General features: G+C 59.2%; 13 protein-coding genes. 8 read left to right on the top strand and 5 right to left on the bottom strand.

Going from position 1 to position 15,729, the window contains the following annotated elements:
- Window positions 1-65: 65 nt before the first annotated feature.
- Window positions 66-1,265 (bottom strand): MFS transporter, encoded by a 1,200-nt coding sequence (locus GGD46_RS08965; protein WP_184703404.1) that lies wholly within the window; start codon window positions 1,263-1,265, stop codon window positions 66-68.
- Between the two features lie 317 nt (window positions 1,266-1,582).
- Between GGD46_RS08965 and GGD46_RS08960 the strand changes: the two genes are divergently transcribed.
- The 6 genes from GGD46_RS08960 to GGD46_RS08935 all read left to right on the top strand — a co-directional run bounded on the left by GGD46_RS08960 (window position 1,583) and on the right by GGD46_RS08935 (window position 7,510).
- A complete protein-coding gene (locus GGD46_RS08960; protein WP_184703403.1) occupies window positions 1,583-3,142 on the top strand; it encodes a DUF4070 domain-containing protein in 1,560 nt (519 codons plus the stop codon).
- A 457-nt stretch (window positions 3,143-3,599) separates the two neighbouring features.
- Window positions 3,600-3,842, top strand: a complete 243-nt coding sequence (locus tag GGD46_RS08955) for a DUF1127 domain-containing protein (protein WP_184703402.1) — start codon at window positions 3,600-3,602, stop codon at window positions 3,840-3,842.
- 326 nt (window positions 3,843-4,168) lie between these two features.
- Entirely contained in the window at window positions 4,169-4,843 is a 675-nt protein-coding gene (locus tag GGD46_RS08950; RefSeq protein WP_184703401.1) for a response regulator transcription factor, read from the top strand.
- Entirely contained in the window at window positions 4,840-6,195 is a 1,356-nt protein-coding gene (locus tag GGD46_RS08945) for a HAMP domain-containing sensor histidine kinase (protein ID WP_184703400.1), read from the top strand. The genes GGD46_RS08950 and GGD46_RS08945 overlap by 4 nt, the downstream gene beginning before the upstream one ends.
- Before the next feature lie 101 nt (window positions 6,196-6,296).
- The gene (locus GGD46_RS08940) at window positions 6,297-6,887 is read left to right on the top strand and encodes a class I SAM-dependent methyltransferase (protein ID WP_184703399.1); all 591 of its coding nucleotides are present in this window, start codon (window positions 6,297-6,299) and stop codon (window positions 6,885-6,887) included.
- On the top strand, window positions 6,884-7,510 hold the full coding sequence (locus GGD46_RS08935; protein WP_184703398.1) for a DedA family protein: 627 nt from the start codon (window positions 6,884-6,886) through the stop codon (window positions 7,508-7,510). The genes GGD46_RS08940 and GGD46_RS08935 overlap by 4 nt, the downstream gene beginning before the upstream one ends.
- Before the next feature lie 17 nt (window positions 7,511-7,527).
- Here GGD46_RS08935 and GGD46_RS08930 read toward each other — a convergent pair whose 3' ends face one another.
- The gene (locus tag GGD46_RS08930; protein WP_184703397.1) at window positions 7,528-8,559 is read right to left on the bottom strand and encodes a class I SAM-dependent methyltransferase; all 1,032 of its coding nucleotides are present in this window, start codon (window positions 8,557-8,559) and stop codon (window positions 7,528-7,530) included.
- A 274-nt stretch (window positions 8,560-8,833) separates the two neighbouring features.
- Here GGD46_RS08930 and GGD46_RS08925 point away from each other — a divergent pair, with 274 nt between their 5' ends.
- Together GGD46_RS08925 and GGD46_RS08920 are read left to right on the top strand one after the other, a co-directional pair.
- A complete protein-coding gene (locus GGD46_RS08925; RefSeq protein ID WP_246806245.1) occupies window positions 8,834-10,756 on the top strand; it encodes a putative bifunctional diguanylate cyclase/phosphodiesterase in 1,923 nt (640 codons plus the stop codon).
- Window positions 10,757-10,795: 39 nt separating this feature from the next.
- On the top strand, window positions 10,796-11,191 hold the full coding sequence (locus tag GGD46_RS08920; protein WP_184703395.1) for an ester cyclase: 396 nt from the start codon (window positions 10,796-10,798) through the stop codon (window positions 11,189-11,191).
- 65 nt (window positions 11,192-11,256) lie between these two features.
- Here GGD46_RS08920 and GGD46_RS08915 read toward each other — a convergent pair whose 3' ends face one another.
- From GGD46_RS08915 to GGD46_RS08905, 3 genes are all read right to left on the bottom strand, one after another.
- Window positions 11,257-13,596 (bottom strand): cation:proton antiporter, encoded by a 2,340-nt coding sequence (locus GGD46_RS08915; protein ID WP_184703394.1) that lies wholly within the window; start codon window positions 13,594-13,596, stop codon window positions 11,257-11,259.
- Between the two features lie 155 nt (window positions 13,597-13,751).
- The gene (gene pcaF, locus GGD46_RS08910; RefSeq protein WP_184703393.1) at window positions 13,752-14,957 is read right to left on the bottom strand and encodes a 3-oxoadipyl-CoA thiolase; all 1,206 of its coding nucleotides are present in this window, start codon (window positions 14,955-14,957) and stop codon (window positions 13,752-13,754) included.
- Window positions 14,957-15,727, bottom strand: a complete 771-nt coding sequence (locus GGD46_RS08905) for a CoA-transferase subunit beta (RefSeq protein WP_184703392.1) — start codon at window positions 15,725-15,727, stop codon at window positions 14,957-14,959. Before GGD46_RS08905 ends, pcaF begins: the two co-directional genes overlap by 1 nt.
- Window positions 15,728-15,729 lie beyond the last annotated feature (2 nt).

Below are 15,729 nucleotides of genomic sequence, written 5' to 3'. Positions count from 1 at the left end.
CGCATCGAAAGTTGACGCACCCGGACGGGCAAAAGCGTGGGAATTCCTGTCGCTTCAGGTAGGGACTATGCCGCCTGCAGCCGCAGGCGCTGCATGGGCGGAAATGCGAGCGCAACGGCGGCTGCGCCCAACCCCACCATCGAGGATCCGAGAAAGAGCCAGGAGTAATTGCCGAAGTTATCGAATATCCAGCCACCAATCAGCGGGCCGGCCGCCATGCCGATGCTCGACAGCATCGATGCGGCGCCGAAGACGGTGCCGATGACCCGCGGTCCGAAGTATTCGCGGGCAAGCACCGCATATAGGGGCATGACACCGCCATAGGCGCTGCCGAAGACAACGGCCAGGGCATAGAATTCGCCAAGTTCGCTGACACGCAAATAGGTGGCGAGCGCGATGGCCTGAACCAGGAGCCCTGCAATCAGCACAGGCTTGACGCCCAGCCGATCCGCAAGCGTGCCGTAGAACAGGCGTCCGCCAAGACCAGCCAGACCCTCGACGCTGTAGATGCTCACGGCGGCCATAGGTCCCACGCCGCAGATCGTCGCGTAGCTGACCATGTGAAAGATCGGGCCGGAATGCGCCGCGCAGCAGGCAAAGAAGGTGGCGCCCAGAACAAGGAACTGCGGAGAGCGGAAAATTCGCCGAAGCGGCAGATTCTGCTCAGCCATTTGCCCGTTGGCCCCAGGCTCTTCGGCGAGGACCGGCGCACGGCGCACCAGCAACGCCGCCGGTATCAGAAGGACCCACGCCATGATCCCGATCAGCAGCATGGCGAAACGCCAATCATAGGCGGAAATCAGGTAACGGGCGAAAGGCGATACGGTCATCGGGGCGACGCCCATGCCCGCCGACACCAGCGATACGGCAAGGCTTCTGCCCTTCTCGAACCAAGCGGTTGTTGCTGCGATCATCGGCGCGAAAAAGGCGCTGGCTGCAAGCCCGACCAAAATGCCGTACGTCAGCTGGAACTGCAGGAGCGAGGTGGCGCGGCTCGCCAGCACCAGTGCAAGCCCGAGCAGCAACGCGCCAATGACGACAACGATACGGATGCCGAAGCGATCGCTCGCAGCGCCCCATGCAAACGCCCCGAGCCCCATCACGAGGAAGTTCAATGTCATAGCGGCTGCGATGCCGGCATGTGACCAGCCGGTATCGGTGGCGATAGGCACCTGAAAGATGGCGAGAGAAAACATTGCACCAAGTGCGACACAGGTCATCAGCGCGCCTGCGCCGACAATCACCCAACGATACGACGAACTCATCTCCCAGCTCCTCTTCAATGGTTCGACCCGCGACGGGAAGCACCCGGTGTCCGCGTTTCGCAACCCGTCTCAGTAAAGACGGTCGTGCCTTCCACGTTTCGACATTACCGTCTGAAAAATTTCTCGACAGCCGAAAACACCGCATCGCCATTGCACGCTTTGCCAAGCCAATTTAATCTTCGGCTCATATAGGGCTGCTAAGGGTGCCGCCTCTATATCGGAGACCTGCTTCGTTGTTGCAGCGCAAGCGGGGGAATGGCATGCAAGCTTGACATGATACAGAAGCAGATCTTCACAGTCATGAGGCGGCATATTCAATGGCTCATATCGTCATCATCAATCCGCGTTTCGAAACCTCCTACTGGGGCATGGAACATGCGCTGCCGCTGTTCGATGTGAAGGCCAACCTTCCGGTGGCCTGCCTGCCGTTGCTTGCAGCGCTTACACCCTCGGAACATACCGTCACCCTTGTGGACGAGAACATCGAACCGATAGACTTCGACCTGTGCGCGAAGGCAGATATTGTCGCGTTGACGGGGATGATCGTCCAGCGCTTCCGCATGACGGAAATATTGACCGAGCTCAAAGGGCGCAATTGCTTCACCGTGGTCGGCGGGCCTTGGATCACGGTCAAGGAAGATTATTTCGGCAATCTGGTCGATGTCTCCTTCATCGGCGAAGCGGAAGAGACCTGGCCGAAGTTCCTGCTCGAATGGGAGGAAGGCAGCCACGCACGGCGCTATGAGCAGTCCGACAAGACGGATATGAGTAAAGTGCCGGTGCCGCGCTTCGATCTCCTGAAAATGGACGAATATGCCGTCGGCAGCGTTCAGTTCTCTCGCGGCTGTCCGTTCACCTGCGATTTCTGCGATATTATCGTCGTCTTCGGGCGCAAGCCACGCATCAAACAGAGCGCCCAGGTCATCGCCGAAATGGAGGCGTTGCTGGCGTCCGGCATGGATACGGCCTTCATCGTCGACGACAATCTGATCGGCAACAAGAAGGCGATCAAGGAGGTGCTGCGCGACGTCGTCGCCTGGCAGGAAAGCCGCCACTATCCCATGACCTTCCTGACGGAAGCGTCGATCGATTTGGCGGACGATGCCGAACTGATGCAGCTGATGGTCGACGCCAATATTCGCGTCGTCTTCATCGGCATCGAGACGCCGAACGAGGAGGCGCTGCGCGAAACCAAGAAGCTGCAGAATCTTCGCAAAGGCGGCACGATGCTGGAGAAGATCCACTCCATCCAGCAGACCGGCATGGAAGTCTGGTGCGGCATGATCCTCGGCTTCGACAGCGACGACGCCACGATCTTCGACGCACAGCGCGTCTTCATCAAGGATGCACGCATCGTCAACGCTATGATCGGCATGCTGGCCGCTATTCCGAAGACGCCGCTCTACACGCGCCTCGCTAAGGAGGGGCGGCTCGATCATGACGATCCGCCGGCATACGGCACCAACGTCATTCCGCTCAATCTCTCCCGCGAAATGCTCCGGGATGGGTATCTTTCGGTGCTGAGCGACCTGCATCAGCCGTCTGCCTATTTCGACCGGCTCGATGCCCTCTATATCGATGGCAACATCAAACCGGAAAGCACCCGCTTACGCCATCTACGTCGTCATCCGCTGCGGCTCCTCGCCCTCAACGCGACATGGGCCTTGGAAGCGGTCGGCATTTTCGTCCGATTGATGCGCAGAGTGAAGGAGGCGGATCTGCGGGCCGTGTATCGCCAGCGCTTTTTCAAGCTCTTGCGGCATCGGCGATCTCCGGTCATTTTGCAGATCTACGCAATCAAGTGCGCCATGCACTATCACGCCCATATCATGGTCCAGCAAATGCGGACCGGTGGCGGCATCGTCAATTCGTTTTGACGAATTCTGGCGTACAGGAGTCCGGCCGATAACGGACCCTCCTGTGCGCTATGATCTCTGTGGTCGTGCCGTGGCGCGGGAAAGTCACTGTTGCATTGGGGCAACAGATTGAGCAAGATCTCTGCAATTCGAAATTGTGGGGTTGCCGAATATCGGATCTCGCGTATTATACGCTCGTCCGCAAATCAAACACAGGAGGCGTGAAATGCATCATCATCAAATGTTTATAAACGCCACTGGCGGAATGATCTCGATGACCTTGGTGTGCACCGCACCAAATTCTCGACGACTCTATAATTAAAGCTTCAAACGCTTTATCTGCCGCCATTTAGGCGAATTCCCACTAAACCTATATGACTTGCTACGGGAATAATTTGGTGCGTCGCAGACGTGTCAGCTCCTGAGGCCAGTCGAGCTTCAAGAGGACCGGGCGGCTTAATTGCGCCTGGAAAATATAATGACGACTTCACAATTAATGGTTGCCGAAAGCTTAACGGCAACGGTCGATGAACTGTACCAGAAATTCGGTGCATGGAGGACTGCTGGTGCCCTGCTGTTTGTCATTTGGCGGCAGCGTCAGACGCGCATGCAGGTGGCTGATCTCTCGGACCACCAGCTTCGCGATATCGGTCTTTCCGACCGGTTGACCAGGTCGAGTTCACCGTATTTCATGCCGCCGCATCTGCGTCGCTTCGATTGATCCGGAGTGGATGCCGGTGGGTGTTTTCCGGCAAAAGGCCGGCCAAAGGGACTGGGTTCGAGCAGCGTCCCTTGCTCGCAAGCCAGCCATGCGCCTTCGTGCGCCATGGCTTACAATTCTTGCGCGTTCGCGTCTGAATCCCGACAGGGGAAGGCAAGCGATGCCTTCCCCTGTCGGCGCGCAGCTATTGATCCACGACCCAAATGCCAGCCCTATCGCCTTGATCCTCCCGCCTCCGCAGCAGCGACGGGGCGACAAGATCGGGGTCGCAATGTTCTTGCAATGCGCCTATGCAATGCAGGCATTCTTTGCGCAGAGGTGGGACATTGCGAATACTGCTGCTTGAGGACGAGCCGGAGATGGCGTCCGCGCTGTGTAGTGCGTTGCGCTCCCGCGATGCCGTTGTCGATCACATGGTAACGCTTGCCGATGCGGAAGAGGCAACAAAGGCCGTCATATACGATGTCATCCTTCTCGACCGACAGGTGCCTGACGGCGATGGCCTGTCGCTCATTCCAAGACTCCGTGCCAATGGCGTGAGTGCTCCCGTCATCATACTGACGGCGCGGGGGCAGCTCGACGACCGCATAGATGGCCTCGATACCGGGGCCGACGACTATCTCGTCAAGCCTTTTGCAATCGAGGAGCTTCTTGCGCGATTGCGTGCCGTCATGCGCCGGCCGGGCGATGTTCGCGCCGAAGTGGTCAATCTAGGGCGAATGTCCTACGATTTCGGTTGCCGGGAGGCGCATGTGGCCGGTCACCGGCTCGAATTGCCGCGCCGGGAACTGCTGGTGTTCGAAACGCTGGCCCGCCGGATCGGCCGTACAGTTCAGCGGCACATGCTCGAAGAGGCCGTCTATGGTTTCGAGGACGATATCCAGTCCAACTCGCTGGATGCGCATATATCCCGCTTGCGGCGGAAGCTCATCGCTGCGGATGCCGGCCTCGAGATCCACCCGGTGCGGGGTGTCGGCTATCTCATGAAGCAGACCTCATGAGTAGAAGCCAGCCCTCATTGCGATGGCGCCTGGTGCTGCGGCTCGCCTCGCTGCAGGCGGTTCTTCTGAGTATTCTTGCCATCCTGATCGTTGGCGCCCTCTGGATGACCGGAAGCGTCATCTCGCTTCAGCCGGAAGATGAGACCATCGATGCGATTGCGCAGTCGATCGAGCGCGCCAAGGACGGCACACTTGCCGTCAAAAGCACACCGGCGCTTGCGGCACGCCGCGCCGAGCTACCCGATCTCTGGTTCGTGGTAAGAGACCGCGCCGGCTCGACGGTCACGGACGGGAAGGTGCCGAAGGCCTATGCCGGCATCGGCGGTACGCTCGATGGCATAGGGCAGGCCCGCTTCGGCAGCAATTTCGGTGGAAATATCGTCCCGGTCGCGCGGCTCCAATGGGTCGGGTCGCCGGTCGGCGAGATACAGGTTCTGACGGGTGTTGAAGGCAGCGTATCGCCATCGAGGGCCATGGCCGCGACCGGCCTCGTCTTTTTCAGCACTCTTTTGCCGCTGCTCATCGTTACTGCCGTCGCGACGATGGTGGCGGCGCCGCTGGTGGTTCGCCGCGCTTTTTCCTCGCTCGATTCTGCCGTTACCCGTGCCGGCCAGATCGATGTCGATCGGCAGGGGACGCGGCTGCCCGTCGAAGATGTTCCCCAAGAGATCCTGCCGTTGGTTGAAGCGATCAACGACGCGTTGAGCCGATTGGATGAGGGCCACGAGCGCCAGAGGCGGCTCTTTGCTCACCTGGCGCATGAGTGGCGCACGCCTGTCGCGATCCTGCAGGCACGTCTCGATGGCCTTCCCCCCGGACCGCTGAAGGAGAGGATCTTCGAGGATACCGTACGGCTTGCGACGTTGGCCGAGCAGTTCCTCGATCTGCAGCGGCTCAATCACCGATTTGAACCCGCACCGGTCAACCTCGTTGATGTGGCGCGTCACGTCGTGTCCGAATTGGCTCCGCTCGCGATCGCCGCCAACTACGAACCCTGTTTCCATGCGGATGAGGATGAAGTCGAAATCATCGGCGATCGCGTCGCCCTCGAGCGTGCAGTTGCCAATCTCGTGCAGAATGCGATCCAGCATGGCGGCCGGAAGGGCACCATTACTGTCGATGTCAGTCGAGCGACCGGTATCACCGTGACGGATGAGGGCAAGGGAATTCCGGCCGACGAACGTGGGCGTATTTTTGAGCCGTTTCATCGGCTTGCCGGCTACGGCAAGGGGTTCGGCCTCGGCCTCAACCTCGTGCAGGAGATTGCGAGACTCCATGGCGGACAGGTCTCGGTATTGGAAGGCTCGAGCGGCGGCGCAGCCTTCCGGCTGACTTTCCCGTCGGCCGCTTAAGGCCAGTTCATGACCAATTGATGCAATGTTCTCGCAATCGGCCCGACGTTAGGACTGTCGGACAACAACCGAATCTCCAGGACCGCACGGGACGGGAACAGATGTCCAACACCTCACTATTCATGCGAACTCTTTTGACCAACCCACGCATGGTGGGTGCAATCGCACCATCCGGCCCGATATTGGCCGACCTTATCACCAGCGAGGTGAACCCATCTTCCGGGCCTATTCTTGAGCTTGGGCCTGGCACCGGCGTTTTCACCGAGGCGCTGCTTGCTCGCGGCGTCAGGGAAAGCGATCTCACCCTGGTGGAATTCAGTGCCGATTTTGCCGTCATGCTGCAAAGGCGCTTTCCGGACGCCCGCGTCCTATGTGCCAATGCCGCAAGGCTCAGTGCTCATATCCCGCCGGAAGGACCTTTGTTTGGTTGCGTGATCAGCGGTCTGCCGCTCTTGAACATGTCTCCAAAGGCAGTCGTTGCGATTCTCGATGGCGCGTTATCGCGGTTGCGGGAGGGCGGTGCGCTCTATCAGTTCACTTACGGGATGCGCTGTCCCGTGCCACATCGCCTGCTCGATCGCTTTGGCTTCAAGGCGACGTTGCACGGGCGGGTGCTGCGCAACTTTCCGCCCGCGCGTGTCTATAAAATCGTGCGACGAAAGCCGTTGAGGCAGTCGGTGGTCGGGGCATGATCAATCAAACCGACGTCCTCGACTTCCTGCCGGCTTTGGCTGCATGGGGCCTGCTTGGCCTTGCTCTCTGTTCCACCGTAGAGAAGTTGATCCCCATCGTTCCCTCTGGCGGCATGCTCATCATGCTCGGGATGTTCGGCGTATCCAGCCTGAGCGATATGCCGGGCGTCGTTGCGGTTACGGCCGCAGGATCAACTGCGGGTTCGTTGTTCTGGTATATCCTGGGTCGATGGTTCGGCCCCAAACGCGGTGACGCTCTTATCTTGCAGATGGAGAAACGTCTTGGTGTGGGAAGCGGTTGGTATTGGCGACTGAAAGACGGGTATCGTGATCACCGGTTTGGCGTCACCTTTGTCGGCCAGATCATTCCGGTTGCGAGGGTCTATCTCGCATTTCCCGCCGGAGCGCTTGCCTTACCCGCCATGCGCTTTGCGATCGCAACCTTTTTGGGCGCGGCTCTCTGGAACACGCCTTATCTCGTATCGGGCTATATGCTGCGCAGGCACATGTTCGATCAGGACATTGCCCTGCCTGCAGCTTTCGCCGCAATCATGCTGGCTTATCCGCTATTGTTCATGGGGTATCGTCTCAGCCGGCCAAGCCGCAACGCGGCTCGGCCGTGAGCTGCCCATCACAGGCATCAAACGGTCAGCATCGCATAGATAACGCCGCCGTTTTCGCCGCGCGTAACGGTGCTGTCGGCGATCGGGTGCTTGACCTTATCCACGATCGATTGGACATCCCGGTCGGTTCGCCAGATCAGCGGCCAATTCATGAAGGTTTCCATGTAACCCTCAACGCCGATATCCTGGGCAAAGTTCGCGAGAAGAAACTTTCCGCCCGGCTTTAGCATCTGCAGGCACCGCTCCGTCAATTTCACGGCGACGCTTTCTGCCAGATAGTCATAGAGGCCCGCTGCGTAGATGAAATCGAAAGTTCCGAGCTTCTGCGCTCGTCCGAGAATGGTGCGAACGGATCCGTTGACCGCTTCGATGCAGCTGCCGTGGAAGGCCGAACTGACGGAGCCGACACTGATCGGATCCTGATCGAGCGCGACCCAGCGTCCGAGCTTGCCGCTCTTAAAGGCATCCGAGCGCTCCGCTTCGCGCAGGTGTCCGGCGGCGATCGCTAGAACCTCTGCATTCGGCTTCTCGCTGGCAACGGCATCGACATGCCCCGCAAGAAGATCACGCCTTTCGCGCACGGCGACCGCCGACGCTGCCTGTCGCGTGAAATCGTAGATTTCGGTTCCAAGCGGCGACGCTTCTTTCACCTGGGAGGCGACGGCCGGGTGCTCGTAGATGAAATCCAGCAATTGGGCATCACCGCTGTATCCGCGTGGCTTTTCGAACGACCACCGGGTCAGGGGATCCTGAAGCAGGTAGGACGAGACCGGATGCATCTGTGCCAGCGCAGCAAGGTGCGTCCAGGTCAGCGGCGTTACCTTGTTCTTCAGCGTCTGTAACCGTTCGGTCAGGGCTTTCATGATGCCGTGAACGGGTGCGTTGGTCTCAAATGCCTGTTGCGTCAATGATAGAATGAGGGCGAGTTCTGCTTCGCCCTCCTTAGTCTGGTCGATTGTAAAATTGTTAACCGTAGATCTCGCGTGCTCCGAGATCGATTGTGCGGTTACAAGGCTGTAGCCGTCGAGAGCAGTTTGAAATTGTTTCAATTTTAAATGATTCCGTGAAGACTATGAAAACCATATCTCACATAAAATGTGAGCGCTATGGTTTTGTTAATGTCACTGTTGCAACGCTGTCGTTATCAAACGAAGCAAATTAGCAGCCCGGTGAAGCAAGCATTTTGTTCGGTTGAGCGACGCAAAGCGAACTGCGGTGGACATGAAGTCTCGGCTAACTCGGGTGATGGTGAACATGCGTCGATTGTCGAGAGGAAGCGATTCTGGCCGGGGAGGGCCACGCCGGACGAGCGACCCCGTCGGGTTGCGCGCTCTTTATAAGGATTACAGTGACGAGACGCGCCGTGCCGTGGCACGCAGCGGCCTATGGCTTGCCGTGCCGGTCTATGTTCTGTTCCTGGTAACGGACCTAATCTTCATTCCCGACGTTTCGCATGTGACGATTCCGGCGCGTTTCCTGATTGGCATCATCTCGCTGCTGGTTCTGGAAATCCAGTTTGCTCACCAGCGCCGTGCTGGCGAACTTGAGGCTACATGCGCAGCCGCGGTGGTCCTCGGATATATCGTATGGCTGGTACCGGCGTTGCAGACCGCAAATGCCGAGGCCTTCTCCTATTATGCTGCTTTCGGCGCTATCTTCATGATGGGCGTCAATTTGTTCTTCAGCCTCGAATTCAGCCTCGCAGTTGTCTCATCGGGGCTGATCTTCGTTTCCTTTCTGCTGTCGCTCACTCAGTTCCACTACAGCCTGGCCTATTGCCTGGCGTTCACGACCTTTTATTCCTGCTGCTTCATTTTCACGTCCTACGTGAACTGGAAGCTGAACAAGGAGCGCTTCAACGTCTTTCTCAATGCGAGGGAAGCCGAGTTGCAGCAGCGCCAGGCGACGGAGCGCGGCGAAGCTCTTCTGCGCCTGTCGATCACGGACTCCCTGACGGGGATGGAAAATCGAAGAGCCGCCGATATCCGCCTTAAGCAGTTCTGGGAACGCTGGCGTCAGGATGCGGTTGCATTCGCGGTGCTATTGGTCGACGTCGATTTCTTCAAGAAGTACAACGATTATTATGGCCATCAGGAAGGCGACCATTGTCTCGTCACGGTCGCAAACGCCCTGTCGGATATTGTGGCCCCTCTGGGCGCGACCGTGGGGCGATACGGCGGCGAGGAGTTCATCGTCATTATCGATCTTGATCGCAGTGCGGATGCGCTGGCTTTGGCCCAAGCCATCTGCGAGGGGATCGAAGCGCTCGATATCGTCCATGCGCAGCGACTGGATGGCTTCAGGCACGTCACGGTGAGTGTCGGGGCGACCATCACCAGGGACATCGTCGGCACGAAGCTGGAAAACGTCATCAACGAGGCCGATCGTGCGCTTTATTCGGCGAAAGCGAGCGGCCGCAACTGCGCGAGGATATTCGATCCGAACGAGCTTCCCGGCGGGGATGCGAGCGAGAATATCGCAGCGATATTGAAGATCGCCATCCAACAGAACCTCGTTTCGCTGGTTTATCAGCCGATCCAATCTCTGGAGACGGGAGAGATCGGCGCCTATGAAGCCCTGATGCGGCTGCAACTGCTCGATGGGTCGAACTCGTCTCCGGCGGTGTTCATCCCGGTAGCAGAACGCACTGGCGCGATCATCGAGCTTGGTTACTGGGCGATCAGAAGAGCATGTTGCGATTTGCTTTCGCGTGATCTCGTTGAAACGGTCAGCGTCAATGTATCCCCGATCCAGCTTCGCGCGCCGGGCTTTGCCGCGCAGGTCGCGGCAATCCTGGCGGAAACGGGTATCTCGGGACACAGGGTCGCCTTCGAAATCACCGAAGGCGTCGAGATGGAAATACGCCCGGACGTGCTCGAAAGTATTCAGGACCTGAAGAGGCTCGGCATCAAGTTCTGGCTCGACGATTTCGGCACCGGATTTGCGGGGCTCTCCTGGCTTCGCCTGATGGAATTCGAGACCGTCAAGATCGACAAGTCGTTCCTTCACGATGCGGTAAAAAGCGAAGGTGCGAAGGTTCTTCTTGAGGACATTATCGGCCTGGTGCGCAACCGCGGCCATCGCATCCTGGTCGAGGGTGTTGAAGATGAGGAGCAGCTCGACCTCGTCAAATCCTTTGGTATCGACGCTGTTCAAGGCTACCATATCGGCCGTCCGGCACCGCCGCTCAAGCATCCGATTGCGATGAGGCAGGCAGGGCGCCGGCGGTGGCAGGCATCGGCTTAAGCGATCAGCCGGTGCTGGGAGAACTGCAAAGGCAACAAGATGTCCAGCGCCGGCCTTTCCGAGATCTATCGAGGTTATATTGCCTGCCTGAATCAGCAGGACTGGGCGAATTTGGCCGATTTCGTCCACGATGATGTCTGCTACAATGGCAACCATGTCGGATTATTAGGATATCGCGAGATGCTCGAAGGGGATTTTCGTGCGATATCCGATCTTCATTTCGACATCGGCATGTTGGTTTGCGAGCCGCCGCGTGTTGCCAGCCGCTTGCGTTTTGACTGTACACCGAAGGGCATGCTGTTCGGCTCGCCGGTGAACGGCAAAAGAGTGCAGTTTTCGGAAAACGTCTTTTACGAATTTTCGCAAGGGCGAATCCATGAGGTCTGGTCGATCATAGACAAAGCGGCCATCTCCGCTCAGCTTGAACGACGATGAGTGCGGCCGCCCGTCCAAGCAAGCAGATTGCAGCCTTGATGACGCAGCCGGATATCAAAGAGCGATCAAGACTGGTTTGGCAGCACCGCGTTGGGCGCCAGATCGGTTTCGATGAATATGCATGACCGGTCGGCGGTCTGCAGAAGCGTATCAGCGACGCTTCCATAGGAAAGGCCGCCGCTTGCCCGCTTGCTCACCCCCAGCACGACTAGATTGTACCTGCCGCTGCGAGCGTGACGCAGGATCGACAGCTCCGGAGAGGGGCCTTCCTGGATGACCTTCTCGACTTCCACACCGTAATAATCGGCGATTTCACCGACGATCTTCAGGACATCCTGATGGTCGCTACCGCGATCGCTGATGCGCGGGATGGCCCTGACCTGTCGCGGTTCCACGATCAATAGCAGTGCGCAATGGGCACCGGCTGCCTTGGCAATGGCAAGCCCGAATTCGGCCGCCCGTATAGAGCGCTCGGTACCGCTCACGGGCAGCAGAATCCGCAAGTCCCGCGGGCGTTCGGGGAGCGGGCCTCGGGCCGAGACGATGGCCGAGGTGCCCTTGAAGGCGGATGTCATGATTTGAAGTGGCCGGCTGAAGCGGCCATCCTGGCCCATGGAAGGTTCCACCCCGGTAAGGAGAAGGTCGTGACCGGTGCTGGAAATATCGCTAAGCACGGTCTCGAGCTCACCATTCCTATCCCGGACGGTTATGTGGATGTCGCTCGCAGCGGTCAGGCCGGCATCTGGAGCGGCTGCCGAGAGCAGATCGGTCGCGAACTCGCGCAGTTCTTGCGCAATCGTTCTGCTCTGGGGTGGCACTTGCTGACCGTTTGCGCTTGCCATCTCCCGTTCTTCGCTCTCATCAATCGGTGCGCGGACATCGAGTACGGTGATTGGCATCCTGCGGGTTACCGTGAAGAAGGCGGCGATCCAGGCGGCAAGGCGGCTACTTTGCGAGCCGTCGACGGTTAACAGGATGCGTTCGAAATTGCCGAGGAAGCTTTCGCTTTCGAATTCTTCGCGCTCCAGCCGGTCGCGCTCCTCTTTCCGCAATGGCAGGCGTGCCAGCGCCCAGCGAAGCGTCGGCGGCATGGCCATCGTCGTGATGACGGCCATGGCGACAACGACGGAGAACAGCTTTTCGTCGAGGACGCCGACGGAAAGACCGATGGTCGCGACGATAACCTCCGTCGACCCTCTGGCATTCATGCCGCAACCCAGCGCCAGGGCTTCGGATCCCGAATAACCGCTGATCTTGGCAGCCGCGAAGGCGCCACCGAATTTGCCGACACTTGCGATGATCACGACGGCTGCCGTCAGCAGAAGGATCGAGGGATCGGCGAGCACCGTGAGATCTGTCTGAAGGCCCGTCAATCCGAAGAAGGCGGGCATGAAGAGTGCCGTCGTCAACCCTCGAAGCTGTACATCGATCTGGCGGGTGAGGATCGGCGATTCACCGACCAGGATACCGGCGACGAAAGCTCCGAGCACAGTGTGGACGCCAATGAGGTTGGTGATGATCGCCATTGCGCCCATGATTGCGATGATGGCGCTGAGCACCGGCAGGTCGCTGCGGAAATTGTCGTTGGTCCAGCGGATGATCTCGAAGACGATCCGCCGGCCGACGGTGAAGCTGACGGCCATGAAGGCCAGCGTGCCGACGACGCTTGTTGCCAGTGTGGTCAGATCGACCATGCCCTTTTCGGCGAGGCCGAAGGTTATGGCGATGATCACCCATCCGACCGTGTCGTCGATGATGGCGGAGGCAACGATCAGCTGGCCGATGTTTCGGCGCATGAAGTCCATCTCGCGGACGACGGAGGCGACGATCTTCACCGAAGAGATCGAAAGCGCAGTGCCGAGAAAGAGCGAGGTGACCAGCCGTTTCTGAGGGTCGGGAAGCAGGGAGTCGGGAATAAGCTCTCCGAGGGCGAAGCCTGCAGCAAAAGGAATGACGATGCCCGCCAGCGATACGCCTGCCGCGGATTTGCGCAGGCGCTTCGCCAGTCCGAGATCGGTTTCCATGCCGGCGAGCAGCAGGAGAAAGAGGATGCCGAGCTGGGCCACTGCGTCAGCCATGCTCTTCTGCGCTTCATTTGATGGGAAGAGGCTCGCTTGCGCATGCGGGAAAGCCAGGCCGAAAAGGGATGGGCCGAGAATGATGCCGGCAATGATCTGTCCCATGATCGATGGTTGACCGAACCGCACCATCAATTCGCCGAGCAACCTGCCCGATACGACAAGCAGAACGATCTGGGCCAGAAACAACCCTTCCGAGGGATGGCTGGCCTTCTGCCCTTCGGCTGCCAAAGCGGTTTGCGCTATCGACAACGACAGGATGATGGCAATGGCAATGATAAGTACGTTTGACGAAAATGACTTTATGCAATTCTGGCGTGACGACATCGATCGATCCCACTGAGCAGTAGGAAAACGCATCAAAGCGTCCGCCGTTCCCGATCACTTCGGTAATTGCGGCCTTATTTGGTTTGTCATGCAGGGTGCGCTGATCTGGGAGGTCCGCCGCGATTGGGGCGACGGACCGCAAGCGATCGAAAAGATCAGACTCGTTCCAGCGCGATGGCTATGCCCTGGCCGACGCCGATGCACATGGTCGAGAGCGAGTAGCGCCCGCCGGTTTCCTTGAGTTCAAGAGCCGCCGTGCCGGTGATGCGAGCGCCGGACATGCCGAGGGGATGGCCAAGCGCGATCGCGCCGCCGTTGCGATTGACGCGAGCGTCGTCGTCGGCAATGCCGAGTTCGCGCAGCACGGCAAGCCCCTGCGAGGCGAAGGCCTCGTTGAGTTCGATGACGTCGAACTGCTCCTGGCGCATGCCGAGCCGGGCCATCAGCTTGCGTGACGCCGGAACCGGGCCGATACCCATGATACGCGGGGCGACGCCGGCAGCAGCGCCGCCGAGGATGCGTGCGATCGGCGTCAGACCGTATTTTCTAGCCGCGGCCTCGGATGCGATGATGAGTGCGGCGGCGCCATCATTGACCCCGGAAGCATTGCCGGCCGTCACCGTGCCGCCTTCCTTCTTGAAGGGTGTGCCGAGCTTGGCGAGCGCTTCCATCGTGGTCGCACGCGGATGCTCATCCTTGCCGACAACGACCGGATCGCCCTTGCGCTGCGGGATCGTGACCGAGGTGATTTCCTTGGCAAGCCGGCCGTTTTCCTGCGCTGCGGCAGCTTTGGCCTGTGAACGAACGGCAAAGGCGTCCTGATCCTCGCGGGTGACCTTATAATCTTCCGCAACGTTCTCGCCCGTCTCCGGCATGGAGTCGACGCCGTATTGCTTCTTCATGACAGGATTGATGAAGCGCCAGCCGATCGTGGTGTCGTAGATTTCGGCGTTGCGCGAAAAAGCGCTTTCGGCCTTGGGAAGCACGAAGGGTGCACGCGACATGCTTTCGACACCGCCCGCAATCATGATGTCGGCCTCTCCGGCACGGATGGCGCGGGCGGCTGCAATGATGGCGTCCATGCCCGAACCGCAAAGCCGGTTGATCGTCGTACCCGGCACTGAGATAGGCAGGCCGGCAAGCAAGATTGCCATGCGAGCGACATTGCGATTGTCCTCGCCTGCCTGGTTGGCGCAGCCGTAGATCACGTCGTCGATGGCGTCCCAGTCGACCGAGCCGTTGCGCGCGATGAGCGCCTTCAGCGGCACGGCTCCAAGATCATCGGCGCGAACGGAGGAGAGCGATCCGCCAAAGCGGCCGATCGGAGTGCGGATATAGTCACAGATAAAGGCTTCGGTCATTAGGCTGCCTCATGGGCTTTCTTGGTGCGCGCGTTGATATCGCGCAGGACGGATAGTTCGGTTTCGGTCGGTACCGGCGTCTCGATTACCTCATCGGCAAACTTGAGCGTCCAGCCGCAATTCTCAGTGATCTGCTCCCGGGTTACACCTTTGTGGATCGACACGACAGTCAATTCCTTGGTGATCGGATCAGGCTCGAGAATGCAGAGATCGGTAATAACGCGAGTCGGGCCTTTCGTCTTCATGCCCAAGCGCTCGCGATGATTGCCGCCCTCGCCATGGCCCATCGAGGTGATGAAGGGCAGCTTCTCAATGAAGCCGCGCTTCGACAATGCCATGGTGATGAAGATCTGGCCGCAATTGCTGGCAATTTCCGGTGCGCCGCCGCCGCCGGGCAGGCGAACCTTGGGGTGATCGTAAGGGCCGACGACGGTCGTGTTCAGGTTAGCGAATTTGTCGATCTGCGCACCGCCGAGGAAGCCGGTGGTGATACGGCCGCCCTGCAGCCAGTAGCGGAACATCTCCGGCACGGAAACGGTAAAGAGTGCGGTGTCGCAAAGCTCGCCGTCACCGATCGAGAGCGGCAGAACGTCGGGCTTGGTGCCGACCGTGCCGCTTTCGTAGATCAGGGTGATATCGGGCGCATGGGTCAGCCGCGCGACGTTGCAGGCGGCCGACGGGGCGCCGATGCCGACGAAGCAGACATCGTCATTCGTCAGTGCGCGGGCGGCCGCAATCGTCATCATTTCTGTAGGCGTAAAATCGCTCATCT

Source organism: Martinezella lusitana (assembly GCF_014207095.1).
Lineage (GTDB): Bacteria > Pseudomonadota > Alphaproteobacteria > Rhizobiales > Rhizobiaceae > Rhizobium > Rhizobium lusitanum_B.
Note: the sequence above shows the minus strand (reverse complement) of the source record. Positions and strands in the feature narration are given on the sequence as shown.

Excerpts from the sequence above, each read along its gene's own strand:
- GGD46_RS08965 (WP_184703404.1), bottom strand. The coding sequence starts at position 1,265 with ATGAGTTCGTCGTATCGTTGGGTGATTGTCGGCGCAGGCGCGCTGATG.
- GGD46_RS08955 (WP_184703402.1), top strand. The coding sequence starts at position 3,600 with ATGACGACTTCACAATTAATGGTTGCCGAAAGCTTAACGGCAACGGTC.
- GGD46_RS08940 (WP_184703399.1), top strand. The coding sequence starts at position 6,297 with ATGTCCAACACCTCACTATTCATGCGAACTCTTTTGACCAACCCACGC.
- GGD46_RS08915 (WP_184703394.1), bottom strand. The coding sequence starts at position 13,596 with ATGTCGTCACGCCAGAATTGCATAAAGTCATTTTCGTCAAACGTACTT.
- GGD46_RS08935 (WP_184703398.1), top strand. The coding sequence starts at position 6,884 with ATGATCAATCAAACCGACGTCCTCGACTTCCTGCCGGCTTTGGCTGCA.
- GGD46_RS08960 (WP_184703403.1), top strand. The coding sequence starts at position 1,583 with ATGGCTCATATCGTCATCATCAATCCGCGTTTCGAAACCTCCTACTGG.
- pcaF (WP_184703393.1), bottom strand. The coding sequence starts at position 14,957 with ATGACCGAAGCCTTTATCTGTGACTATATCCGCACTCCGATCGGCCGC.
- GGD46_RS08905 (WP_184703392.1), bottom strand. The coding sequence starts at position 15,727 with ATGAGCGATTTTACGCCTACAGAAATGATGACGATTGCGGCCGCCCGC.
- GGD46_RS08945 (WP_184703400.1), top strand. The coding sequence starts at position 4,840 with ATGAGTAGAAGCCAGCCCTCATTGCGATGGCGCCTGGTGCTGCGGCTC.
- GGD46_RS08920 (WP_184703395.1), top strand. The coding sequence starts at position 10,796 with ATGTCCAGCGCCGGCCTTTCCGAGATCTATCGAGGTTATATTGCCTGC.